The 21421-nt window shown below is 69.2% G+C and carries 22 protein-coding genes and 5 pseudogenes; 7 read left to right on the top strand and 20 right to left on the bottom strand.

The window, feature by feature from the left end:
- Nucleotides 1-10 precede the first annotated feature (10 nt).
- Nucleotides 11-1021 (top strand): NAD(P)H-dependent glycerol-3-phosphate dehydrogenase, encoded by a 1011-nt coding sequence (locus U5N23_RS32895; protein ID WP_322596851.1) that lies wholly within the window; start codon nucleotides 11-13, stop codon nucleotides 1019-1021.
- Here U5N23_RS32895 and U5N23_RS32890 read toward each other — a convergent pair whose 3' ends face one another.
- Nucleotides 1022-1711, bottom strand: coding sequence for an N-acyl amino acid synthase FeeM domain-containing protein (locus tag U5N23_RS32890; RefSeq protein WP_322596850.1), 690 nt, complete (start codon nucleotides 1709-1711; stop codon nucleotides 1022-1024).
- Between the two features lie 469 nt (nucleotides 1712-2180).
- The gene (lysA, locus tag U5N23_RS32885; protein ID WP_322596849.1) at nucleotides 2181-3425 is read right to left on the bottom strand and encodes a diaminopimelate decarboxylase; all 1245 of its coding nucleotides are present in this window, start codon (nucleotides 3423-3425) and stop codon (nucleotides 2181-2183) included.
- Nucleotides 3426-3544: 119 nt separating this feature from the next.
- Here lysA and U5N23_RS32880 point away from each other — a divergent pair, with 119 nt between their 5' ends.
- Complete coding sequence (locus U5N23_RS32880) at nucleotides 3545-4498, top strand: LysR family transcriptional regulator (protein ID WP_322596848.1); 954 nt, start codon at nucleotides 3545-3547, stop codon at nucleotides 4496-4498.
- Between the two features lie 817 nt (nucleotides 4499-5315).
- Here U5N23_RS32880 and panC read toward each other — a convergent pair.
- Complete coding sequence (panC, locus tag U5N23_RS32875) at nucleotides 5316-6152, bottom strand: pantoate--beta-alanine ligase (RefSeq protein ID WP_322596847.1); 837 nt, start codon at nucleotides 6150-6152, stop codon at nucleotides 5316-5318.
- Nucleotides 6153-6200: 48 nt separating this feature from the next.
- The gene (panB, locus tag U5N23_RS32870; RefSeq protein WP_322596846.1) at nucleotides 6201-7079 is read right to left on the bottom strand and encodes a 3-methyl-2-oxobutanoate hydroxymethyltransferase; all 879 of its coding nucleotides are present in this window, start codon (nucleotides 7077-7079) and stop codon (nucleotides 6201-6203) included.
- A 98-nt stretch (nucleotides 7080-7177) separates the two neighbouring features.
- Here panB and nadC point away from each other — a divergent pair, with 98 nt between their 5' ends.
- Genes nadC through U5N23_RS32855 form a run of 3 tightly spaced genes read left to right on the top strand, consistent with a single transcriptional unit; the run spans nucleotide 7178 to nucleotide 11025 of the window.
- Complete coding sequence (nadC, locus tag U5N23_RS32865) at nucleotides 7178-8047, top strand: carboxylating nicotinate-nucleotide diphosphorylase (RefSeq protein WP_322596845.1); 870 nt, start codon at nucleotides 7178-7180, stop codon at nucleotides 8045-8047.
- Nucleotides 8044-9177 (top strand): quinolinate synthase NadA, encoded by a 1134-nt coding sequence (gene nadA, locus U5N23_RS32860; protein ID WP_322596844.1) that lies wholly within the window; start codon nucleotides 8044-8046, stop codon nucleotides 9175-9177. The genes nadC and nadA overlap by 4 nt, the downstream gene beginning before the upstream one ends.
- Before the next feature lie 48 nt (nucleotides 9178-9225).
- Nucleotides 9226-11025, top strand: a complete 1800-nt coding sequence (locus U5N23_RS32855; protein ID WP_322596843.1) for a chorismate-binding protein — start codon at nucleotides 9226-9228, stop codon at nucleotides 11023-11025.
- A 52-nt stretch (nucleotides 11026-11077) separates the two neighbouring features.
- On the opposite strand, the gene U5N23_RS32850 is transcribed toward U5N23_RS32855, so the two are convergent.
- The 7 genes and pseudogenes from U5N23_RS32850 to U5N23_RS32820 form a co-directional block, all read right to left on the bottom strand.
- Nucleotides 11078-11437, bottom strand: a complete 360-nt coding sequence (locus tag U5N23_RS32850) for a 5-carboxymethyl-2-hydroxymuconate Delta-isomerase (RefSeq protein WP_063458819.1) — start codon at nucleotides 11435-11437, stop codon at nucleotides 11078-11080.
- 66 nt (nucleotides 11438-11503) lie between these two features.
- Nucleotides 11504-12394: an alpha/beta hydrolase gene (locus tag U5N23_RS32845; protein ID WP_322596842.1), complete on the bottom strand. Its 891-nt coding sequence runs from the start codon at nucleotides 12392-12394 to the stop codon at nucleotides 11504-11506.
- The gene (locus U5N23_RS32840; RefSeq protein ID WP_322596841.1) at nucleotides 12382-12774 is read right to left on the bottom strand and encodes an MAPEG family protein; all 393 of its coding nucleotides are present in this window, start codon (nucleotides 12772-12774) and stop codon (nucleotides 12382-12384) included. The genes U5N23_RS32845 and U5N23_RS32840 overlap by 13 nt, the downstream gene beginning before the upstream one ends.
- A 149-nt stretch (nucleotides 12775-12923) precedes the next feature.
- Entirely contained in the window at nucleotides 12924-13712 is a 789-nt protein-coding gene (locus tag U5N23_RS32835; protein ID WP_322596840.1) for an ATP-binding protein, read from the bottom strand.
- A gap of 188 nt (nucleotides 13713-13900) precedes the next feature.
- Nucleotides 13901-14020: pseudogene (locus tag U5N23_RS32830) on the bottom strand (hypothetical protein); the annotation flags it as partial.
- A 92-nt stretch (nucleotides 14021-14112) separates the two neighbouring features.
- Nucleotides 14113-14628 (bottom strand): hypothetical protein, encoded by a 516-nt coding sequence (locus U5N23_RS32825; protein ID WP_322596839.1) that lies wholly within the window; start codon nucleotides 14626-14628, stop codon nucleotides 14113-14115.
- A gap of 88 nt (nucleotides 14629-14716) precedes the next feature.
- Complete coding sequence (locus U5N23_RS32820) at nucleotides 14717-15178, bottom strand: response regulator transcription factor (RefSeq protein WP_322596838.1); 462 nt, start codon at nucleotides 15176-15178, stop codon at nucleotides 14717-14719.
- A 682-nt stretch (nucleotides 15179-15860) separates the two neighbouring features.
- Here U5N23_RS32820 and U5N23_RS32815 point away from each other — a divergent pair.
- Nucleotides 15861-16274: pseudogene (locus U5N23_RS32815) on the top strand (carbonic anhydrase family protein); the annotation flags it as partial.
- Nucleotides 16275-16450: 176 nt separating this feature from the next.
- Complete coding sequence (locus U5N23_RS32810) at nucleotides 16451-16573, top strand: hypothetical protein (protein WP_322596837.1); 123 nt, start codon at nucleotides 16451-16453, stop codon at nucleotides 16571-16573.
- 52 nt (nucleotides 16574-16625) lie between these two features.
- On the opposite strand, the gene U5N23_RS33240 is transcribed toward U5N23_RS32810, so the two are convergent.
- The 9 genes and pseudogenes from U5N23_RS33240 to queE all read right to left on the bottom strand — a co-directional run bounded on the left by U5N23_RS33240 (nucleotide 16626) and on the right by queE (nucleotide 21417).
- Complete coding sequence (locus U5N23_RS33240) at nucleotides 16626-16808, bottom strand: TilS substrate-binding domain-containing protein (protein WP_416208713.1); 183 nt, start codon at nucleotides 16806-16808, stop codon at nucleotides 16626-16628.
- A gap of 194 nt (nucleotides 16809-17002) precedes the next feature.
- Nucleotides 17003-17356 (bottom strand): aminotransferase class I/II-fold pyridoxal phosphate-dependent enzyme, encoded by a 354-nt coding sequence (locus tag U5N23_RS33235; protein ID WP_416208712.1) that lies wholly within the window; start codon nucleotides 17354-17356, stop codon nucleotides 17003-17005.
- Nucleotides 17353-17751, bottom strand: coding sequence for an aminotransferase class I/II-fold pyridoxal phosphate-dependent enzyme (locus U5N23_RS33230; protein ID WP_416208718.1), 399 nt, complete (start codon nucleotides 17749-17751; stop codon nucleotides 17353-17355). The genes U5N23_RS33235 and U5N23_RS33230 overlap by 4 nt, the downstream gene beginning before the upstream one ends.
- 140 nt (nucleotides 17752-17891) lie before the next feature.
- The gene (bioD, locus tag U5N23_RS33225; protein WP_416208717.1) at nucleotides 17892-18137 is read right to left on the bottom strand and encodes an ATP-dependent dethiobiotin synthetase BioD; all 246 of its coding nucleotides are present in this window, start codon (nucleotides 18135-18137) and stop codon (nucleotides 17892-17894) included.
- 112 nt (nucleotides 18138-18249) lie between these two features.
- A pseudogene (gene bioD / locus U5N23_RS33220) lies at nucleotides 18250-18570 on the bottom strand (ATP-dependent dethiobiotin synthetase BioD); the annotation flags it as partial.
- Complete coding sequence (gene bioA, locus U5N23_RS32795) at nucleotides 18570-19907, bottom strand: adenosylmethionine--8-amino-7-oxononanoate transaminase (protein ID WP_322596836.1); 1338 nt, start codon at nucleotides 19905-19907, stop codon at nucleotides 18570-18572. The gene bioA and the pseudogene bioD (U5N23_RS33220), both read right to left, overlap by 1 nt.
- Nucleotides 19908-19948: 41 nt before the next feature.
- Nucleotides 19949-20328 (bottom strand): annotated as a pseudogene (panD, locus tag U5N23_RS32790) (aspartate 1-decarboxylase).
- Between the two features lie 65 nt (nucleotides 20329-20393).
- Nucleotides 20394-20756, bottom strand: a pseudogene (locus tag U5N23_RS32785) (6-carboxytetrahydropterin synthase); the annotation flags it as partial.
- Between the two features lie 22 nt (nucleotides 20757-20778).
- Nucleotides 20779-21417: a 7-carboxy-7-deazaguanine synthase gene (queE, locus tag U5N23_RS32780; protein ID WP_322596835.1), complete on the bottom strand. Its 639-nt coding sequence runs from the start codon at nucleotides 21415-21417 to the stop codon at nucleotides 20779-20781.
- Nucleotides 21418-21421: the final 4 nt, after the last annotated feature.

The raw sequence follows: 21421 nt of genomic DNA, 5'->3' as shown, positions 1-21421 counted from the left end.
GCTTCACACCATGAAAATCCTTGTTCTGGGCGCAGGCGCCTGGGGCTCTGCCGTGGCCATGAGCGCCGCGCAGCACCCCGATGGCCACACCGTCACGCTGTGGGCGCGCGATGCCGCGCAACTGGCAGGCATGCAGGCGGGCCGCGAGAACGCGCGCTACCTGCCGGGCATGGCCTTCCCGCCCGCGCTGGCGCTGGCCGGCGGGGACTCGGCTGCGCTCGCGGCGCAGGCGGATCTGGTCATCGTCGCCACGCCCATGTCGGCCCTGCGCGCGATGCTCCAGGCACTGCGCGACTGCCCGGCGCCCGTGGCCTGGCTGTGCAAGGGGTTCGAATCGGTGGCCGGCGACGCGCCTGGGCGCTTCGGCCTGCTGGCGCACGAAGTGCGGGCCGAAGTGGCCCCGGCGCTTCGGGCCGGCGCCCTGAGCGGCCCGAGCTTTGCCCAGGAAGTCGCCCGCGGCCAGCCCACGGCCCTGGTGGCGGCGAGCGAGCATGCCAGCGTGCGCGACGCCCTGGTGGCCGCCTTCCACAGCCCCAGCGTGCGTGTGTATGCCAACGAAGACATCGTCGGCGTCGAGGTGGGGGGCGCGGTGAAGAACGTGCTGTCCATCGCCACCGGCCTGTGTGATGGGCTGGAACTGGGGCTGAACGCCCGCGCCGCGCTCATCACGCGCGGCCTGGCCGAGATGACGCGCCTGGGCCTGGCCCTGGGTGCGCGCGCCGATACCTTCATGGGCCTGTCCGGACTGGGCGACCTGGTGCTGACGGCCACCGGCGACCTCTCGCGCAACCGCCGCGTGGGGCTGCTGCTGGCGCAGGGGCAGACGCTGGCGCAGGCCGTGGAATCGCTCGGCCATGTGGCCGAAGGCGTCTACAGCGCGCGCACGGTGGCACAGCGTGCCCGGCTGCTGGGGGTGGACATGCCCATCACCGAAGCCGTGGTGGCCCTGCTCGACGGCCTGCTGCAGCCCGCCGAGGCAGTGGCCCGGCTCATGGGCCGCGGCCCGCGCGAAGAAATTTGATCAATTGCCCGCCGAAAGGCGGCGCAGCAGCCCTTCCTCGTCGTCGGGGTGGAAGAAGTAGGGGTAGAAACTGCGCTCCTGCGCCGACAGGCCGGGTCGGCCGCCGAACTGGTCGATCAGGCGGCGCCCCTTGTTGCCATCCATGTGCAGCAGCACGGCCGGGGCGCCCACGCGCTGGCACAGGCGTGCCGTTCCCACCGGGTCGAAGCGCAGCATGCGCAGGTAGAACGGAGCGTGGCGCGGGTTCACCTCGATCACGATGTCGGTCGCCCGGCGTGCGCGGAAGGCCACGATGAAGGCGATGTGGAAGATGGCGCCCAGTACCTGCTTGGAGCGCACGCCCGGGTCCATGGCGAGCTTGCCGATTTCGCAGATGCGGGCGCCACGCTCGCGCAGGTCGCCGATGAATTCCGGAAACTGCTCCTGGGCGGCCAGGTGGCCATCGTCCAGCCGCACGGAGATGGTGCCCGCAGGCTGCCCGTCGATCTGCACCACCAGGCTGCTCAGGTCGAAATCGTGCGTCAGCGTGGCCTGCATTTTGTAGCCCCGGCTGGCGTACATGCGCGCCAGCAGGCCCTGGCCCTTGCGCGACAGGCGGATCTTGCAGGTCTTGGTCTCAATGGTGCCCAGGCGGCTCAGGTACTCGCCTGGGTACTCCAGCTCGACGATGGTCCGTTCTTCGGCTTGCATGGCAGGCTCCTTGCGGTTCCTCCAAGTCCTCAGGTCTGCCGCGCAGAGGGGGCGGGACCAGGCATGGAAATCCGCCAGCCTAGCGGCGGCAGGGCCCATGGGCAAACATTAAAAGGCAGGTGGCGACCAACGGCCAGGTACCCTGCACAAACGGTGCCGCGCAAATGGACAAAAGCCGCATCCGCCCTTGCGAGGCGGATGCGGCTTTCCTTGCGCGTTGGGTACGGTGCCCCTCGGGGCACGGGATCAAAGCACCCCGAACAGCATCAACAGCAGGACCAGGGACAGTGGGACGCCGAGCAGCCAGAGAATGATGGGCATGGTGATCTCCTTGAAAACGGGTGGAAGTGGATAAGTGACTTCACTGTATTCCCGCCCCCTGGAGCCGCCTGTCCGCCAACGCGGCGCCCCTGCGTAGGCCCGAGCCTACCGGCCTTGCAGGGGTTGGCGCCACGCCAGCGCGCTGTGCTTACAGCCCTTCTTCGAGCGCCAGCAGTTCCTGCACCGTCTGGCGCCGGCGGATCAGCCGGGCCTGGCCGCCGTCCACCAGCACCTCGGCGATCAGCGGGCGCGTGTTGTAGTTGGAGGACATGGAGGCACCGTAGGCGCCCGTGTCGTGGATCACCAGCAGATCGCCCACGCGCGCTTCGGCCAGCTCGCGCGGCAGCACCACGCCGCCATCGCCCTGGGTGAACACGTCGCCCGACTCGCACAGCGGCCCGGCCACCACCGTGGGCCGCGCGGCAGCGGCACTGCCATCGCGGCGCAGCACCTCCATGGCGTGGTAGCTGCCGTACATGGAGGGGCGCATCAGTTCGTTGAAGCCCGTGTCCAGCAGCACGAAATGGTTGCTGCCGGCGTTCTTGGTGGCGCGCACCTCGCCCAGCAGCACGCCCGATTCGGCCACCAGGAAGCGCCCGGGCTCGATCTCCAGGCCCAACTGGTGGCCGACGATGGCCTCGGCCTGCTGGCGCGCCGTGTTCCACAGGCCGTGGTAGTGCTGCGTGTCGATCACCGGATCGCCGCTGCGGTAGGGGATGGACAGGCCGCCGCCGGCCGAGATGGCATGCAGGTCATGCCCGGCCGCATGCGCCGTGCGCACCAGCTCCACCATGGCGCCGCAGACCTCGGCCAGGTGGGCGTAGTCCACGCCCGAGCCGATGTGCATGTGCAAGCCCGTGAGCGCCAGGCCGTGCTGCCGGATGGCGGCCAGTGCGGCCGGCAGGTCGGTGTGCCAGATGCCGTGCTTGCTGTGCTCGCCGCCGGTGTTGGTCTTGTTGCTGTGGCCATGGCCGAAACCCGGGTTGATGCGCAGCCACACCGCGTGGCCGGGCGATGCCTGGCCCAACTGGTGCAGCATGTCGATGGAGCCGGCGTTCACCGGCACGCCGTGCTCGACCACGCAGGCCAGGGTGTCGGCATCGAACAGGTCGGCCGTGAACACGATCTCCGAGGGCTCACCACCGGCCTGGTAGCCGGCCGCCAGCGCGCGCAGGATCTCGCCGCGCGAGACCGCGTCCACCTTCACGCCCTGCTCGCGCATGAGCTTCAGGATGTGGATGTTGGAACAGGCCTTCTGCGCAAAGCGCACGGTGTCGAAGTTGGACACCTGGGCGATGCGCTGGCGGATGGTGGCCGCGTCGTAGATCCACAGCGGGGTGCCGAACTGCTCGGCCAGGGACTGCAGCTGGGCGGGGGAGAAGGGGTTGGACATGGAAACGGCTCCGGGAAAGGGCGAGGCAAGGGGTGCGATGGGCCGGATCATGCCGCCCTCCAGTCATCCAGTCCAATGCTTGTTTTGTGGATGCTATTCAATTTGGATATGCTTGGCGCATGCCCCACCCCCCTGACAACAGCGCCCCGCGGATCGGCCACCGCCATGTCGAAGTGTTCCGCGCCGTCATGCTGGCCGGCAGCGCCACAGGTGCCGCCGAGTTGTTGCACACCTCGCAGCCGACGGTGAGCCGTGAGCTGGCGCGCCTGGAGTCGCTGCTGGGCTATTCGCTGTTCGACCGCGTGCAGGGCCGCCTGCGCCCCCATGCGCGGGCCCTGGCGCTGTGGGAGGAGGTGCAGCGCTCTTGGCAGGGCCTGGACCGTGTGGTCGACCGGGCTGTGGCGCTGGGGCGCTCTGCCGGTGCTGCACAGTCCCTGTCCGTGCTGTGCCTGCCGGCGCTGAGCCACGCCCTGCTGCCCGGCGCGGCCGCGCGCCTGCTCGCCGCGCACCCCGGTGCCCGCATCTCCGTCACGCCCCAGGAGCCCCCGTTGCTGGAAGAGTGGATGACGGCCCAGCGCTTCGACATGGGCTTGAGTGAACAGGTGTCGTCCTCCACCCCGCCTGGCACGCGCTCGCAGCTGCTGTTGACGCTGGACGAGGTGGCGGTGCTGCCGGCGGGCCATCCCCTTGCTGCCCGGCCGGTGCTGCAACTGGCGGACTTCGCCGGCCAGCCGTTCGTGAGCCTTTCGGCCGACGACCCGTACCGCCGCCAGATCGACGCCCTGTTCGCCGAGGCCGGCGTGCAGCGGCAGATGCGCATGGAGACGCACAGCGCGGTGGCGGTGTGCGCGATGGTGCAGCGGGGGCTGGGGGTGGCGGTGGTCAATCCGCTCACGGCGCTGGCCGTGTCGGGGCAGGGGGTGGTGGTGCGCAGGGTGGGGTTTTCGGTGCCGTTCAGTGTGAGCCTGGTGTTGCCGTTGTACCGGGCGGCGTTGGAGGAGGTGGGGTGGATGGTGGAGGCTTTGGAGGTGGAGGCTGGTGATCTGGAATCGAAACTTAGGCGATTGATTTGATTGCTTGTGGCCGTTGCCTGCCGCATGCCTTTTTTGAGGGCGGGAGCCGGGTCTCGGCCCGGCGGCCGAGGTACCTTTCTTTGAGTCGCCAAAGAAAGGTACCCCAAAGAAAGGCGACCCCGCTGCCCGTGTCCCCCATCGCCCTGTCGGGCGCTGGGGGCAGCCTGCGATGCTCGGTCCTGGGGTGACGCCGAAGAACTCCCTGCGCTGCCTCTGCGAGGCAGCTCCGGTCAAACAGCTTCGGCGAGTCAGATGACGAGGCGCGTGTCCTTCGGCACGCACTCACCCCAGGCCCTGCGCTTCTCGGCACGGTCAGAAGGGGATGGGAGCCCCCCCACGGGCCATTGCTTCGCTCGGCCCGATCTGCCTCGCTGCGCTTGGCCTGGGCAGGGCGGCTGTGCCAGTTGCGTCGGCAGCGCGCAGCGCGTAACCGACACCTGGCGCGGCTGCGAAAGCAGCAGCCGGGTGGTACCCGCTCCCCACCCCTTCTGGCTGCGCCGAGAAGCGCAGGAGCTGGGGTGGGTGCATGTGCCGAAGGACACATGCACTTCGTGGTCTAGCTTGCCGATGCTGTTTGAGCGGAGTTCGAAGAACGCAGTGAGTTCATCGGCACCACCCCAGATCCGAGCATCGCAGGTTGCCCGAAGCGAAGCGGAGGGACGCAGACAGTGGGGCGCTGTTTCTTTGCCTACTTTCTTTTTGCGCAAAAAGAAAGTAGGTGCGCCGCCGGGCGCACATCCCGGCCTCCGCCCTTCAACCAAGCATGCGGCCTAAAAATCAGGACAAGGGGACCAGGGATGAGGCCAGGAGCGCGGCCTCAAAACTCCCAGTTGTCAATCAACCGCGTAGCCCCCAACCGTGCCGCCCCCAACACCACCAACGACCCCACAGCATCCTCAGCCCTGGCCGGCTGCAGATCCACCCGCCGCCTTACCGTCAGATAGTCCGGCTGCCACCCCCGCGCCTGCAACCCATCCATCGCCTGCTGCTCCCACTCCACCCCAGGCTGCTGCCCCCAGCGCAAAGCCAACTGGCGCAAGGCCTGCGACAAGGCCACCGCCTCCTGCCGCTCCTGCAGGCTGAGGTAGCCATTGCGCGAACTCAGGGCCAGGCCGTCGGGCGCGCGGCAGGTCTCGCCGGCCACCACCGTGACGGGCATTGCGAACTGGCGCACCATCTGGCGGATCACCAGGAGCTGCTGGTAGTCCTTCTTGCCGAACACCGCCGTGCCGCCGCTCTGGCCGAGCACAGCGGCGAACAGCTTCATCACCACCGTGGCCACGCCGGTGAAGAAACCGGGGCGGAAATGGCCTTCCAGCATGTCGGCCAGGGCCGGGTCGGGGTGTACCTTGAAGGTCTGGGGTTCGGGGTACAGGTCGGCCTCGCGCGGGGCGAACAGCACCTTGCAGCCGGCGGCCTGCAGGCGGGCGCAGTCGGCCTCCCAGGTGCGCGGGTAGCTGTCGAAATCCTCGTGCGGCAGGAACTGCAGGCGGTTCACGAAGATGCTGGCCACCGTGACGTCGCCCAGGGGCCGCGCCTGCTCCACCAGCGCGATGTGGCCGTCGTGCAGGTTGCCCATGGTGGGCACGAAGGCCGGGCGGCGGTAGGGCGCCAGGGCCTGGCGCAGGTCGTCGATGGAGTGGGCGATGAGCATGGGATCGGACAACAGGAACGAAGTGGATGAAGGAAAAGGGGTGCCGGGCTACCAGGCGTGCAGGGCGTTGTCGGGAAAGCGGCCCTCCTTGACGGCCTGCACATAGGCCTCGATGGCGCCGCGCACGCTGCCGGCGTCCTGCATGAAGTTGTGAACGAACTTCGGGTTCTTGCCCAGGTTCATGCCCAGCATGTCGTGCAACACCAGCACCTGGCCGGCCGTGCCGTTGCCGGCACCGATGCCGATGGTGTGGCAGTGCGCCAGTTCCCCGGTGAGGTCGGCGGCCAGCACGGCCGGCACCATCTCCAGCACCAGCATGGCGGCGCCGGCGTCCTGCAGCTCGTGCGCCTGCTTGCGCAGTACACGCGCGGCATCGTCGCTGCGGCCCTGCACGCGGTAGCCGCCCAGTGCGTGCACCGTCTGGGGCGTCAGGCCCAGGTGCGCGCACACCGGCACGCCGCGCTGCACCAGGAACTCCACCGTGGGCGCGGTCCAGCCGCCGCCTTCGAGCTTGACCATGTGCGCGCCCGCCTGCATCAGCACGCAGGCGCTGCGCAGGGCCTGCTCGCGGCTTTCGGCATAGGTGCCATAGGGCAGGTCGGCCACCAGCCAGGCCGTGCCCTGCACGCGGTGCAGGCCGCGCGCCACGCTGGCCGTGTGGTAGGCCATGGTGTCCAGCGCCACGCCCACGGTGCTGGGCAGGCCCTGGCAGACCATGCCCAGCGAATCGCCGACGAGGATGCACTCCACGCCCGCTGCATCGGCGACGGCTGCAAAGGTCGCGTCGTAGGCCGTCAGCATGCATATCTTCTCGCCCGCATCCCGCATCTGTGCCAGGCGCGGCAGGCTCATGGGGCGGCGCTGGGGCAGGGGCGAGGCCGGTGGCAGCGTGCCGTAGGGCGTGGCGGAAGGCGTCGGATCGGTCATGGGGCTCCCCTGGACAAAATGGCGCGAGTGTAGGGGGTATGCGGCTGGGACAGCGGTGTCCCAAAACCCGATTCCAGAAGCCGCTATGCTCGCCCCCCATGACCCATCCCAGCGACGATGAAAAAAGTGCCGACGTGGCCGCCCTGGCCCGTGCCGACGTGGCCCGCGCCCTGGCAGAAGACGTGGGCAGCGGTGACCTGACCGCCGGCCTGATCGACCCTGAGCGCCGCGCCCGCGCCCGCATCCTGGCGCGCGAGGCCGCCGTGATCTGCGGTACGCCCTGGGTGGAGGCGGCCCTGCGTGCCCTGGACCCGCAGGTGCAGCTCACCTGGCAGGTGGCCGAAGGCCGGCGCTGCGCGCCCGACCAGGTGGTGCTGGAGATCGAGGGTAGCGCGCGCGCGCTGCTCAGCGCCGAGCGCACGGCGCTCAACTTTTTGCAGCTGCTCTCGGCAGTGGCCACCAAGACGGCCATCTATGCCGACGTGGTCGCCGGCACCCGAGCACGCATCGTGGACACGCGCAAGACCCTGCCGGGCCTGCGCCTGGCGCAGAAGTACGCGGTGCGCGTGGGCGGCGGCACCAACCACCGCATCGGCCTGCACGATGCCGTGTTGATCAAGGAAAACCACATTGCCGCCGCCGGTGGCGTCACGGCCGTGCTGCACGCCGCGCAGCAGGTGGCTGCGCAGGCCACCTTCATCGAGATCGAGGTCGAGACGCTGTCGCAGCTGACCGAGGCGCTCGACGCGGGCGCCACCATGGTGCTGCTCGACAACATGCCCCTGCCCATGCTGCGCGAGGCCGTGCGTATCAACGCTGGCCGCGCCATCCTCGAAATCTCGGGCGGCGTCACACTCGACGGCCTGCGCGAACTGGCCGAGACCGGCGTGGACCGCATCTCCATCGGCACGCTGACCAAGGACGTGAAGGCCACCGATTTCTCGATGCGTCTGCAGGAGCTGTCATGAGCACTGCAACGCTGCACCGCATCGACGTGGAGTACGACCAGCCGTTGGATACGCTGGAGGGCGGCTCCGTCTGCGCCACCAAACACGCCTGGGCGCGCGTGCCGCCCGAGCCCTCGCAGGCCGAGCGCGCCGAGCTCAAGGACCGCATCCGCCGCCTGCTCAAGGAGAAGAACGCGGTCATGGTCTCGCACTACTACGTGCACCCGGACCTGCAGGACCTGGCCGAGGAAACCGGCGGCCTGGTCAGCGATTCGCTGGAGATGGCGCGCTTTGGCCGCGACCATGCGGCGCAGACCCTGGTGGTTTCGGGCGTGCGCTTCATGGGCGAGACGGCGAAAATCCTCTCGCCCGAGAAGACCGTGCTCATGCCCGACCTCGACGCCAACTGCTCGCTCGACCTGGGCTGTCCGGTGGACGAATTCAGCGCCTTCTGCGATGCGCACCCGGACCGCACCGTGGTGGTGTATGCCAACACCAGCGCGGCCGTGAAGGCGCGGGCCGACTGGCTCGTGACGTCGAGCTGCGCGCTCGAGATCGTCGGCGCCCTCAAGGCGGCGGGCCACAAGATCCTGTGGGCGCCCGACCGCCACCTGGGCGCCTACATCCAGCGCGAGACCGGCGCCGACATGCTGTTCTGGAACGGTGCCTGCATCGTGCACGACGAGTTCAAGGCCTTCGAGCTGGAGGCGCTCAAGCGCGAGCATCCCCAGGCCAGGGTGCTGGTGCACCCCGAAAGCCCTGCCGATGTGGTGGCCCTGGCCGATGCCGTGGGCTCGACCTCGGCCATCCTCAAGGCAGCGCGCGAGATGGATGCGCGCGAATTCATCGTCGCCACCGACAACGGCATGATGCACAAGCTGCGGACCCTGAACCCCGGCAAGACCTTTTACGAAGCCCCCACCGCCGGCAACAGCGCCACCTGCAAGAGCTGCGCGCACTGCCCCTGGATGGCGATGAACGGCCTGGCCGACGTGGCGCGCGTGCTGGAAACGGGTGCCAATGCGGTGCATGTGGACCCGGCGCTGATCCCGCGCGCACGCCAGCCCATCGACCGCATGCTGGCCTTCACGGCGGCGCTCAAGGGCGGGCAGCCCGCCGCAGGGCTGGTGCCGCACCTGGGCGCTGCCTGAACCTGCAGACACGGCTGCCCGCAGAACCGGGTGGCGAGATTCCTTCCTGTGACCACAACTGTCCATTCGCGCATCGATTTCACCCAGCCGCAGGAGCCCGGCACACCGCGCCTGCGCCACGCTTTCGGCCCGCCGCGCGAGGTGCTGGCGGCGCATGCGCTGCACGAGGTGCGCGGTGTGCTCGATGCGGTGCACGCCGCCGCACAGGGCGGGGCCTGGTGCGTGGGCTATGTACGCTACGAGGCTGCGGCGGCCTTTGACGCCGCCCTGCAGACCCACACGGCGCAGGGCCCGTTGGCATGGTTTTCGGTGCACGATGAAGCCCTGCCCTGGCCGGATGGACCACAGCCCGACGCAAGCGCCGAAGTGACATGGGCCGATGGCCTGCCGCGTGCCGACTTCGATGCCTCGCTGGCCCGCATCCACCAGGCCATCGCAGATGGCGAGGTCTACCAGGTCAACTACACCGCACCCCTGCAGGGCCGTGCGCAGGGCAGCGCCCAGGCGCTGTTCGAGGCACTGCACCGCACCCAGCCCGAGGGCTACTGCGCGCACATCGATGCCGGCGATACCCAGGTGCTGTCGGTATCGCCCGAGCTGTTCTTCGACTGGACCACCGATGCGGCGGGCGGCGACATCCTCGCGCGCCCGATGAAGGGCACGGCCCCGCGCGGCGCCACGCCCGAGGCCGATGCCGCCCAGGCCGAGCACCTGCGCACGGCGCCCAAGGAGCGGGCCGAGAACGTGATGGTCGTGGACCTGCTGCGCAACGATCTCTCGCGCATCGCCCAGCCGCACAGCGTGCGCGTGCCCCGGTTGTTCCACACCCAGGCCCTGCCCACCGTGTGGCAGATGACGTCCGACGTGCAGGCCCGCACCCGGGCGGGCACCACGCTGACCGATGTCTTCGCAGCACTGTTCCCCTGCGGTTCGGTCACGGGCGCGCCCAAGGTGCGTGCCATGCAGCTGATCCGCGATCTGGAGCCCGCGCCGCGCGGCGTGTACTGCGGCGCCGTGGGCGTGGTGCGCCCGCACGGGCCACCAGGCCAGGGCGGCGTGGCCGCGACCTTCAACGTGCCCATCCGCACCGTGGTGCTGCAGGCGCGCGATGGCACGGTGCAGGCCACCTGCGGCATCGGCAGCGGCATCACCTCGGGCGCCGATGCCGAGGCTGAATGGCATGAATGGCGCCACAAGCGCGCCTTCGTGGAGCGCGCCAGCGCCGCGTTCGACCTGCTCGAAACCCTGGCGCTCGAGGGAGGGCAGTTCCGCCACCTGGGCGAGCACCTGGCGCGCATGGCCGTGGCCGCTGCGCACTTCGGCTACGGGTGGGACGCAGGCCGTGTTCATGCCTGCCTGCAGGCGCTGGCCGCGCAGCACGCCGGTGGCGCATGGCGCGTGCGCCTGCTGCTGGACAGCCGGGGCGCACCCCGCGCCGAGGCCTTCGTGCTGCAGCCCACGCATGTGCCCGTCTGCCTGCAACTGGCCGGCCGCGCCTTCGACGAGGCCGACAGCGAATTCGTGCGCCACAAGACCACGCGCCGCGCGCACTATGCGGCCTTCGCACCCACGGCGCCCGGCGTGTTCGACACGGTGCTGTGGAACCGTGCGGGCGAGATCACCGAGAGCACCTTCGGCAACATCGCCCTGCGGCTCGATGGCCGCTGGGTCACGCCGCCGCTGGCCTGCGGCCTGCTGCCCGGCGTGGGGCGGGCCGTGGCCCTGCGCGAGGGCCGCGTGGCCGAGGCCGTGGTGCGGATTGACGACCTGCCGCGCGTCGATGGCTGGGCCTTCATCAACAGCCTGCGCGGCTGGCTGGCGGCCGAGCTGGATCAACAGGAGACTTGAAGGAAGTCGGCCCCCAGCGCCCGTGTATCAAGCGCTGGCAGCTATCAAATTTTCAGAGCCGTTCCTTCACATAGCTCGGCCGGTCCATGTCCACGATCTCCACGCTCAGCTGCACCATCACGCCCTGCGGCCGGGGCGTGCGCTCGCGCAGCACGGCGGCAATGCGGCCCGCCAGCTCCGTCTTGGCCTCGGGCGTGCGGCCTGCGAGCAAGCGCAGCTGCGCGTGCACAAAGGCGCGGTTGGCGGGGGCGGTGCCAATCTCGAAGCTGTCGGCCACGATGAAACGCGTCTTCAGGTCCGCCTCGTCCTGCACCTGGGGGTGGGCGCACAGTGTGGCGTTGAGGGCGGTCAGGGTTTCGGCCTCGGGGTAGTGGGGCAGGTTCGCGGAGTATTCGATGGTCAGGTGGGGCATGGTGGTTCCGGTCTGGGGCAGTGCGCCAGTTTAAGGTCCCAGGCCCCACGCCCTGCGCTTTTGGGGTCACCCGATCGGGTCGTGCTTCTGAAGAAACTCTCCTAGCGCCTGTACTACCTGGTCAGGCGCCTCGATCTGCGGCCAATGGCCGATGCCGGGCAACGACACCACGTCGGCGCCGGGCACCAGTGCGCGGTAGCGTGCCGCCATGTGGGCGCCCGAGTTCGGATCGGCTGCGCCGTTGATCAGCCGCACCGGCACCGCGTGCTGCAGCAGCGGCCCCACCAGGCGATCGCGCAGGGCCATGCGGTCGATGTAAAAGCGCCCGGTCTTGTGGCTGATTGCGCGGCCGTTGTGGTGGTTGACAAGCGCCCAGAAGTCCTGCAACAGCGCAGGGGAGGGAAGGGTGTGGGGGCCAAAGAGGCGCTTGATGGTGCGCTCAAACGCCTTTTGTGGAATGCGCGGCGCGATCCAGCGGCCCAAGGGGGATGACAGCAGGTGCTGCAGCATGCGCGGCTGGTAGGCCTCGGGGCAGACGCCGCCGTTGAGCAGGGTGAGCGACAGGATGCGCGGCGCCAATGGGTGTGCCTGCCGCCGCGCCAGCATCTCCTGCGCCACGCTCACCCCCAGGTCGTGGGCGACGATGTGCACCTGTTGCACACCCAGCCGAACCAGCAACGCATCCAGCAGGTCTGCATGGTTTTCGATGCCGTAGGCGTGGTCCGCAGGCTTGTCGGAAAAGCCCATGCCCAGCAAGTCTGGCGCGATGAGGCGGTGGTGCGTGGCCAGCGGCGCCCAGAGCGCATGCCAGTCGTATGAACTGGTGGGGTAGCCATGGACAAGCAGCAACACGCTGCCGTGTTGGCCCGCCTGCGCCGCGAACAGGCGGTGGCTGCCCAGCGCGATCATGCTGCCCTGGGCCTGCCAGTGCTGCAGCGCGGGTGTCAGGCGGTCCATGTGGTGTGCGCCAGCAGCGCCATGGCTGTGAGTTGGGCGAGCAGCGTGATGGCGTGTGCGGCTTGCCGCCACGCCAGCCGTCGGGCAAAAGCGCCTACGCAATAGAGCAGCCGCGCCAGCACAAACGCCGCGCATGCCGCTGCCAGCGCCCCGGGCGTTGCGCTGTGGAACTGGGCGTGGGCCAGCAGGAGCAGGCCAAACAGCATCGACTGTTCCAGCGTGTTGCCATGCGTGCGGATGGCCGCAGCCAGGTCCTTGTGGCCTCCGTCGCCCCAGGTCTGCCGGTAGCGTAGGCGCAGGCGCGACACGTGAAGGGACAGGGCCGTCAACAGCAGCGCCAGCGTGACCAAGGTGGTGGCTGCCAGGGTAAGGGTAGACATGGGTGAATGGCATGGTTGTCGGTAGAGAAGCCCCCAGCTTAGAAAGCCCCTGCGCCGGTGCCAATAGCACCAAAGGGCAGGTGTGTGCACCCGCCACAATGCCGTGCGCAGGTGTGCCTGCGTGGCACACGCCAACCGCTGCGGGCGGGTCAGTCCGGCGGTTGGCTGTGCAGAAAGGCCCGGAGCTTCATCGGCGCGATGGGCTTGGACAACAGGGGCAGGCCCGCCGCCGTGGCCCGCTGCTGCACGTCGGCCCGGTGCGCATCGGCCGTGACCAGCAGGGCCGATACGGGGCTGCCCAGGGCCTCGCGGAGGCGCGCGATGGCGGCCAGGCCGTCGTCTGCGCCTGGCAGGCGCAGGTCCACCACCAGGGCATCGATAGGGGCAGCCGCTGTGTCCGCATCGGGCAAACGCGCCAGGGCGGTCGCCAGATCACTGGCTTCGACCACGGCGCAGCCCCAGGACGCCAGCAGACCACAGAGCGCCTGGCGCGAATCCACATCGTCTTCCAGCACCAGAATCCGCCGCCCCGCGAGGGGAGCCGGGGTGGTTGTCTCGGCGCGCTGCGTCTGCAACGGTGCTGCCGCGGTGGGCTCCGACACCGGAAGGCGCAGGCTGAAGCAGCTGCCCTGACCGGGGATGGAGTGCACCGAGAGATCAAGCCCGAGCAGGTCGCTCAGCCGCTTGGCGGTGGCCAGCCCCAGGCCAAGGCCCTGGCTGCGGTTGCGTTGCGGGTTGTCGATCTGGTAGTACTCGTCAAAAATGCGCGGCAACTCGGCTGCATCCATGCCCACGCCTGAATCCTGCACGCACCTCCACGGTGATGGCGCCGTCCTCCCGCAAGCGTCAACGCGCACAAACCCTGCGGGGGTGTAGCGGATGGCGTTGGCCACCAGGTTGGACAACACACGCGCCAGCAGGGCGCGGTCGCCCTCCACGCGGTGGCCGGTGTGGTGACAATTTGCAAGTCCAGCCCCTTTTCTTGCGCCATGGCGGCAAAGTTGCCCTTCATTTCATCGAACAGGCTCTGCAGTGCAAACGCCGTGGGGCGGGGCGTGAGGGTGCGGGCATCCAGCCGCGACAGCTCCAGCAGGCCTTCCACCAGCGCGCCCATGCTGCCCACACATTCGGCGATGGCGCCAGACAGCGCCTGCACTCTTTCGGGCGCAGCGGCTGTGGGAGTGTGGCCCAGTGTGTGGGAGAGCAGCCCCAGGGCATTGAGGGGTTGGCGCAGGTCGTGGCCCATGGTGGCCAGAAACCGGGCCTTGGAGGCATGTGCCGCCTCGGCATCGGCGCGTGCCTGCCGGGTGGCTTGGTTTTCGCGCTGCAAGGCGTCAATCAGGGACAGCTTTTCGCTGGCGTTGTGCTCTGGGCCTGTGCAAGGGAATGCGCTTGCGACTGGCCGCTGCGCCACACATACAGGGCCATCAGTACCGAGGCCAGCGCCAGCGCATAGTGCAGGGGCTGCCCCACCAGCACATCGCGCAGCGCCAGCGGGCCGAACACACCGGCGGCATAGGCTGCCAGAGCGGGCAGGTGGTGGGCCAGGTGGGCCACACTGCCCAGCACCACAGCGGCCAGGCCAATGTGCAGGGCCATTTCGGCCACCACGTTGTGGGGGGCCAGCAGCACGCAGCTGCCTGCCCCCCAGGCCAGTGCCTGGGCCGTTGCGCTCGCTACCACCCAGCGGGCCCAGAAGGCATTGCGGGCTGGCTGCAGCGCCCCCGCACGCCGGTGTGCCAAACCCAGGCCGATGCGCAGGCCGCGCACGGCTGCGAACGCGAGGAGCCACCAGGCGATGGAGGCTGTGGGCACATCGCGCCAGAACAGCACGCTGAGGAAAAATGCCTCCACCACCCCCACCAGGGCGGCCAGGGCGCGCCCCGGTACAGGGTGTCCAGGGCCTCGGCATCCACGGCCGGTGCAGCGGGTTGGGGCCGTGTCATTGCAGCAGCAGCCCTAGCGCGCGGGCCACTACCAACAAATGGGTGCGGTTGCGCGCCTGCAAGGTGTCCAGCAGCGCGGTGACGTGTAGCTTGACGGTGCGTTCGGCAATGCCCAGTTCCTGCGCGATGCGCTTGTTGGGCTGCCCCTGGGCCACCAGCAGCAACACCTCGCGCTGCCGCGCGGTGGGCCCGGGGGCGGCACATGGCCTGCGGAGACGCTGGGAGATCAAATACCATGCCCCCTTCTGCAATGTGCTGCCCAGGGCAGCGGCCAGTGCAGGAACGGACTGTGATTTGCCAAGAAAGCCGCTGGCCCCGGCTCCACGTGCCGCTGCCGCCAGGGCGGGGTCTTCGTCGCCCGAAATCAGTACGCGGGCGACCAGTGGGAACTGTGCAGCAAAAAGCCTCAGACCCTCCAGGCCCGTGTGGGCCCCCAGGCGCTGGTCCAGCAGCACCATGTCCAGGTCCTGTTCGGCCTGCGGCAGCCCGCAACCCTTCCTCCAGCGTGGGCGCAGTCCGCACCTGCGCGGTCGGCAGCGCATGGGCGAGCGCATGGGCGAAGCCCACGCAGAACAAGGGGTGGTCATCCACCAGCAAGAGTTTCATGCGTGGGATTGTGGTGTACGCCGGTGATGGCCTCGGCTGAGGGCCTGCCCAAAGTCTTTTTGGAGTCGCGCAAGGTCCTTGCCCGAAGGGTTGGAGTGAAATCGGGCCGGTGAGCTTGGAGCCTGGAGCTTTCGCCCCCCGGCTGCTTGCAAGGGTACGAGCCCATGTGGCGTATCCGAAGCATCCACTCACTCTGGGTGCACTCCCATACGATCTTCAAAAAGGCTTTGAACAGGCGCCGGGCCCCGTGGCTTGTTTGACACGGCATAAGGGCCTTGTGCATGCCTGTTGCCATACCACAAGCCGGTTGCTCAGAATCCGTGCGGCCCTGCGCGTTGTGGGGCCCGCGTTGTGTGCCGGTTTGTGTGTCCGCCGTACTGCCAGATGCCTTTCAGGGCGAAATCCGAAGGGGCTGCTGTGCAGCAGGGGAGGTAGGCACGTGGGCAGGCCGCAGCATTTCATCACCCTCGTCTTCAATATAACCATGACACACCAAAAATTGATTCGACACATCACCGTGGCCGCTCTGGCGCTGTGCGCTGCCGGCTGGGCCAATGCCCAGAAGGAGCCCACCCGCACTGGGAATACAAAGGCAAACACGGCGCCGCCCACTGGGGCGCGCTGGAGCCGGGCTTCGAGGCCTGCGCGCGCGGTGCGGCCCAAAGCCCTGTCGACATCCGCAAGACCGTGAAGGAGGCGCTGCCGGCGCTGGACTTCCAGTACACAGCCGGTGCCCCCACCCTGGTCAACAACGGCCATACCGTGCAAGTCAACATGCCCGCTGGCAGCAAGCTGGTGGTGGGTGGCAAGGCGATGGAGCTGCTGCAGTTCCACTTCCACACCCCCAGCGAAGAGGCCATTGGCGGCAAGCACGCGGCCATGGTGGCCCACTTTGTGCACAAGGCTGCGGACGGCGGCCTGGGCGTGGTGGCGGTGCTGATCCAGCCGGGCAAGGCCAAAGCCGCCTGGGAGCCCATCTTTGCGCACCTGCCGCGCGTGGGCGAGCAGCTGACGGTGGACGGCCTCACGCTGGACCCCAGCCACCCTGTTGCCGGAAAAGAACGGTTACTACAGCTTCGCAGGGTCGTTGACCACTCCGCCCTTGCTCGGAGGGCGTGCAGTGGATGGTGCTCAAGGAGCCCGTCAAGCTGGGCGCGCAGCAGATCAAGGCCTTCCGCAAGCTCTACAACGCCAATGCGCGGCCCCTGCAGCCCCTGAATGGCCGCGTGGTCAAGGAAAGCATCTGACCTACGCAGGCGGAGTTCCGTGCAGCCTGTGCCGCAAGGGTTGCGCTGGCGCTCAGACCTTGCGCCGCAGGCGCCCCTGTTGCCTGCGTGCCGGGTGTGGGGCCGCCACGCAGGGGCGCGGGCCGCCAGCGCGCCCAGCAACTGCGTCCACATCGGCCGCCGTGTGCGCCGCCGACAGCGCAATGCGCAACCGCGCCGTGCCCGCTGGCACCGTGGGCGGGCGGATCGCGGGCACCCACAGGCCCTGCTGCGCGCAGGCTTTCCATCACGGCCAGCGCTGCTTCGTTGCTGCCGATCACCAGGGCCTGCACGGGCGTGTGCGAGGGCAGCAGGTGCCAGCCCAGCGCCGCGGGCAGCGCGGCCAGCCCCTGGCGCAGCTGGGCGATGCAGTCCGTCCAGAGGTGCTGCGCCGGTCATCCGCAGCCGCCATCAGCTCGCAGGCTCTTGGCCCAGTGCGCTGGCCAGCAGCGGAGGGGCGGCGGTGGCAAAGATGTAGGTGCGCGTCTTTTGCAGCAGCCATTCGATGAGGGCTGCATCCCCTGCCACAAACGCGCCGGCCACCCCGGCGGCCTTGCCCAGCGTGGCCATGTAGAGCACGCGGCGCGAGGCGGTGGCGCCCGTCAGGCCCGCTTGCGCCAGGCTACCGCGCCCTTGCGGGCCGAGCACGCCAAAACCATGGGCGTCGTCCAGCAGCAGCAGGGCGTCGTAGCGCTCGCACAGCGCCAGCAGGGCGGGGATGTCGATCAGGTCGCCGTCCATGCTGAACACGGCGTCGCTGATCACCAGCTTGCGCCGTGCGGGGCTGGCGGCAAGGTGCTGCTTCCAGCGCCAGCCAGGTCGGCGTGGGCGTAGCGTTGGATGGTGGCGCGCGACAGGCGGGCGCCATCGATCAGGCAGGCGTGGTTGAGCGCATCGGAGAACAGCGCATCGCCATCGCCCACCAGCGCGGGGATGATGCCGGTGTTGGTGGCATAGCCCGCGTAGAAGTACAGCGCGCGGGGCAGTTGCACGAAGGCGGCCAGTTCGTGCTCCAGCGCGTCGTTGGCGGCGCTGTGGCCGCTGACCAGGGGCGAGCCACCCGAGCCCACGCCAAAGCGCTGGGTGGCCTCGCACGCGGCCTGGGCCAGCGCGGGGTGGCTGGCCAGGCCCAGGTAGTCATTGCTACAAAAGGCCAGCATGGGCTGGCCGTCCACCCAGCAGGCGGGCGCCGCCTGCGGGCTCGCACCACGCGGCGGCGGCGCAGCAGGTGGGCGCGTTCGATGTCGGCCAGGCGCGCCGGGAATCTCGTCGAGCCAGGAGGCGGGGTGGGATTCATGCGTCATAGCCAGTTCCTCGGGCAGTTCAAACACCAGGCTGCGCGGCATCGGGCAAGGTCCTGGTACGGCACCTCGGCCAGCAGCGGAACGCCCAGCCGCGCAGCGCAGGTAGGCGATGTTCTCGTCCAGCGGCGCTCCATCTCGGGGTCCACGCGGTTGGCCACCCAGCCCGCCAGCGTGAGGCCGCGCGCGCGGATCGCCTCGGCCGTCAGCAACGCGTGGTTGAGGCAGCCCAGCCGCAGCCCCACCACCAGCACCACGGGCAGGGCCAGGGCCTGGGCCAGGTCGGCACCGGTCGTGCGTGTCGGTCAGCGGCACGTGAAAACCGCCTGCGCCCTCCACCACCACGGCATCGGCCAGCGCGGCCAGCGCCTGGTAGCTGCGCACGATGGCGGCGATGTCGATCTGCACCCCGGCGCGTTCGGCCGCGATGTGGGGCGAGAGCGGGTCGAGCAGCAGCACGGGGTTGTCCAGCTCGGGTGCGACGGCCAGGGTGGAGGCCGAGCGCAGCGCGATCGCGTCCTCGCTGGCCCAGTCCTCGCCCCAGGGCACCACACCGGCCGCCACGGGCTTCATGCCGACCACGCGGCTGTGGTGCGGCGCCAGGGCGTGCAACAGTCCGGTGGACACCAGCGTCTTGCCGACGCCGGTGTCGGTGCCGGTCACAAAGCATCCAATCATCAACAGGTTTCCTCTTGCAGGGTGGCGTTCAGCGCGTCGAGCGCGCCGCTGGCCAGGCAGTCCACCGCCTCGCCGTCGAGCACATAGGGTGGCATGGCATACAGCGTGTTGCCGATGGGGCGCAGCACCAGCCCGCGCGCCATGGCGTGCTGGTGGTAGCGGCGGGAAAAGTCGGGCAGGGTGGTGTCCACGTCCCAGGCCCAGATCATTCCCAGGCGGCGCGCATGGCGCACACGCGGGTGCTGCGTGAGGGGTGCACAGGCCACATCGATGCGCTGCGCCAGCGCTTGGTTGGCGTTCAGCGCATCCAGCTGGTCAAACAGCTCCAGCGTGGCCAGCGCCGCGCGGCAGGCCAGCGGGTTGCCGGTGTACGAGTGCGAATGCAAAAAGCCGCGCGCCACCTCGTCGTCGTAGAACGCGGCGTACACCGCGCCCGTGGTCAGCACGGCCGACAGCGGCAGCGTGCCGCCCGTGAGGCCCTTGGACAGACAAATGAAATCCGGCCGGATGCCCGCCTGCTGGTGCGCGAACATCGTGCCCGTGCGGCCAAAGCCCACGGCGATCTCATCCACCACCAGGTGCACCTCGTAGCGGTCGCACAGCGCGCGCGCCAGGCGCAGGTATTCGGGGTCGTGCATGGCCATGCCCGCGGCGCACTGCACCAGCGGCTCCACGATCAAGGCAGCCGTGGTGGCATGGTGCTCCTGCAGCCAGGTCTCCAGCGCGGCGGCGGCGCGCCGGGCCACGTCCTGTGCGGTTTCGCCGGGGGCGGCACTGCGCGCGTCGGGGCTGGGCACGGTGGCGGCCAGGCGCACCAGCGGCGCATAGGCTTCGCGGAACAGCGCGATGTCGGTCACGGCCAGGGCACCCACGGTCTCGCCGTGGTAGCCCCCGGCCACGCCGACAAACCGGCTCTTGGCGGGGCGGCCTGTGTTGCGCCAGTAGTGCGCGCTCATCTTCAGGGCGATCTCGGTGGCGGCTGCGCCGTCGCTGCCATAGAACGCGTGGCCCAGGCCGGTGAGTGCGGCCAGGCGCTCGGACAGTTCCACCACCGGCGCGTGCGTGAATCCTGCCAGCATCACGTGGTCGAGCTTGCCCAGCTGGTCCACCAGCGCGGCCTGGATGTGCGGGTGGCTGTGGCCAAACAGGTTGACCCACCAGGAGCTGATGCCGTCGAGATAGCGCTGGCCGTCGGTGCCATGAAGCCAAGGGCCTTGCGCGCGGGCGATGGCCACGGGCGGCTGGGCCTCGTGCCGCTTCATCTGCGTGCAGGGGTGCCAGACGCTGGCCAGGCTGCGGGCCACCAGGGTGTCGCCGGAGGATGCCGGTGTGCTCATCGGTGCGGCGTGGCCATCTTCCCCCCCCCCGCTTGCCCCGCTCACACCGCCTGCGTGGGCACCGCGTGGCGCAGCGCGGTCTGGCGGTTGCGGTCGTCCACAAACACCAGCTGGGGCTGGGCCCGGCCACCTGCTCCTCGTGCACCTGGGCGAAGGCCGCAATGATGATGAGGTCGCCCGCCGAGGCGCGGCGCGCGGCCGAGCCGTTGACCGAGATCATGCCGCTGCCGCGCTGGCCCTTGATGGCGTAGGTGACAAAGCGCTCGCCGTTGTTGATGTTCCAGATGTGGATCTGCTCGTTCTCGGCGATGTTGGCGGCGTCCAGCAGGTCTTCGTCGATGGCGCACGAGCCTTCGTAGTGCAGCTCGCACTGGGTCACGGCCACGCGGTGGATCTTGGATTTGAGCAGGGTGCGGAACATCGGGCTTCCTTGGGTGAAGTCTGTGAGGTGGGCGTGGCTTGCCCTGGGCAGGGCTCAGGCCGAGGGAAGTCCAGCACGCAGCTGTCGCCTAGCGCTTCGCGCCACACGCGCACTCGGCTCACGCTGGCGCGCAGGTCGGCCGGCAGGGCCTGGGCGATGAAGAGGCAGAGGTTTTCGAGCGTGGGCGTGCCCAGGCCGGGCACTTCGTCGAGCATGTGGTGGTCCAGCTGCTCGCGCACCACCTCCAGGCCCCGGCGCAGCAGGCCCAGGTCCAGCACCATGCCGGTGGCGGGGTCGCGCGGGCCGCTCAGGAAGACTTCGGCGTGGTAGGTGTGGCCGTGCACGCGGCGGCTGCCTTCGGCCTCGATTTCGCGGCGCAGGGTGTGGGCGGCGTCGAAGAAGAAGCGCTGGGAAATGGTGAACAGCATACGGGAACCAGAAGAGGGGGACTCAGCGGATACCGGTGAGTTTGTGGGTTTGCAGGCTCAATCGCCATGCGGGGTGGGCCATGCAGGCGTCAATGCAGGTGGCGGTGTTCTGGCGCTGCAGCAGGCCATCCATGGGCTGCAGAAAGCGGTGGGTGAACTGGGTGTCGTGCTCTAACGCCGCCAAATCAAAGCCGGGCTGGGGCCAGACGAGCTTCAATTCCTGCCCGCTGCGCTGCACCCAGGGCGCGCCCGCCTTGGGGCTGATGCACAGCCAGTCGATGCCTTCCGGCGCGGCCACGGTGCCGTTGCTTTCCACCGCGATGCGGAACTGCTGCGCGTGCAGTGCGTCGATGAGCGCCGTATCGACCTGCAGCAGGGGCTCGCCACCGGTCAGCACCACCAGGCGGTGGCCCGCGCCTGCAGGCCACTGGGCGGCGATCCGTTCGGCCAATGCGGTGGCAGTGTCGAACTTGCCGCCCAGCGTGCCGTCGGTGCCCACAAAGTCGGTGTCGCAGAACTGGCAGATGGCGCTGCGGCGCGGTCCTGCTTCGCGGCCCGTCCAGAGGTTGCAGCCCGCAAAGCGGCAGAACACGGCGGGCATGCCCGCCTGGCCGCCTTCGCCTTGCAAGGTGTAGAAAATTTCTTTGACGCTGTAGGTCATACCT

The sequence above is a fragment of the Acidovorax sp. genome (assembly GCF_034519795.1).
GTDB lineage: Bacteria > Pseudomonadota > Gammaproteobacteria > Burkholderiales > Burkholderiaceae_C > Acidovorax.
This window is presented reverse-complemented; position numbering and strand designations above follow the sequence as displayed.

Coding starts and splice junctions, on each gene's coding strand:
- bioA (WP_322596836.1), bottom strand. CDS start 19,907: ATGAGCACACCGGCATCCTCCGGCGACACCCTGGTGGCCCGCAGCCTG.
- panB (WP_322596846.1), bottom strand. CDS start 7,079: ATGACCGATCCGACGCCTTCCGCCACGCCCTACGGCACGCTGCCACCG.
- U5N23_RS32845 (WP_322596842.1), bottom strand. CDS start 12,394: ATGGACCGCCTGACACCCGCGCTGCAGCACTGGCAGGCCCAGGGCAGC.
- lysA (WP_322596849.1), bottom strand. CDS start 3,425: ATGTCCAACCCCTTCTCCCCCGCCCAGCTGCAGTCCCTGGCCGAGCAG.
- U5N23_RS32850 (WP_063458819.1), bottom strand. CDS start 11,437: ATGCCCCACCTGACCATCGAATACTCCGCGAACCTGCCCCACTACCCC.
- U5N23_RS32890 (WP_322596850.1), bottom strand. CDS start 1,711: ATGCAAGCCGAAGAACGGACCATCGTCGAGCTGGAGTACCCAGGCGAG.
- nadA (WP_322596844.1), top strand. CDS start 8,044: ATGAGCACTGCAACGCTGCACCGCATCGACGTGGAGTACGACCAGCCG.
- queE (WP_322596835.1), bottom strand. CDS start 21,417: ATGACCTACAGCGTCAAAGAAATTTTCTACACCTTGCAAGGCGAAGGC.
- U5N23_RS33230 (WP_416208718.1), bottom strand. CDS start 17,751: ATGCTGGCCTTTTGTAGCAATGACTACCTGGGCCTGGCCAGCCACCCC.
- nadC (WP_322596845.1), top strand. CDS start 7,178: ATGACCCATCCCAGCGACGATGAAAAAAGTGCCGACGTGGCCGCCCTG.
- U5N23_RS32820 (WP_322596838.1), bottom strand. CDS start 15,178: ATGGTGCTGCTGGACCAGCGCCTGGGGGCCCACACGGGCCTGGAGGGT.
- panC (WP_322596847.1), bottom strand. CDS start 6,152: ATGCTCATCGCCCACTCCATCGACGACCTGCGCCAGGCCCTGGCGCCC.
- U5N23_RS32895 (WP_322596851.1), top strand. CDS start 11: ATGAAAATCCTTGTTCTGGGCGCAGGCGCCTGGGGCTCTGCCGTGGCC.
- U5N23_RS32810 (WP_322596837.1), top strand. CDS start 16,451: ATGGTGCTCAAGGAGCCCGTCAAGCTGGGCGCGCAGCAGATCAAGGCC.
- U5N23_RS32840 (WP_322596841.1), bottom strand. CDS start 12,774: ATGTCTACCCTTACCCTGGCAGCCACCACCTTGGTCACGCTGGCGCTG.
- U5N23_RS32880 (WP_322596848.1), top strand. CDS start 3,545: ATGCCCCACCCCCCTGACAACAGCGCCCCGCGGATCGGCCACCGCCAT.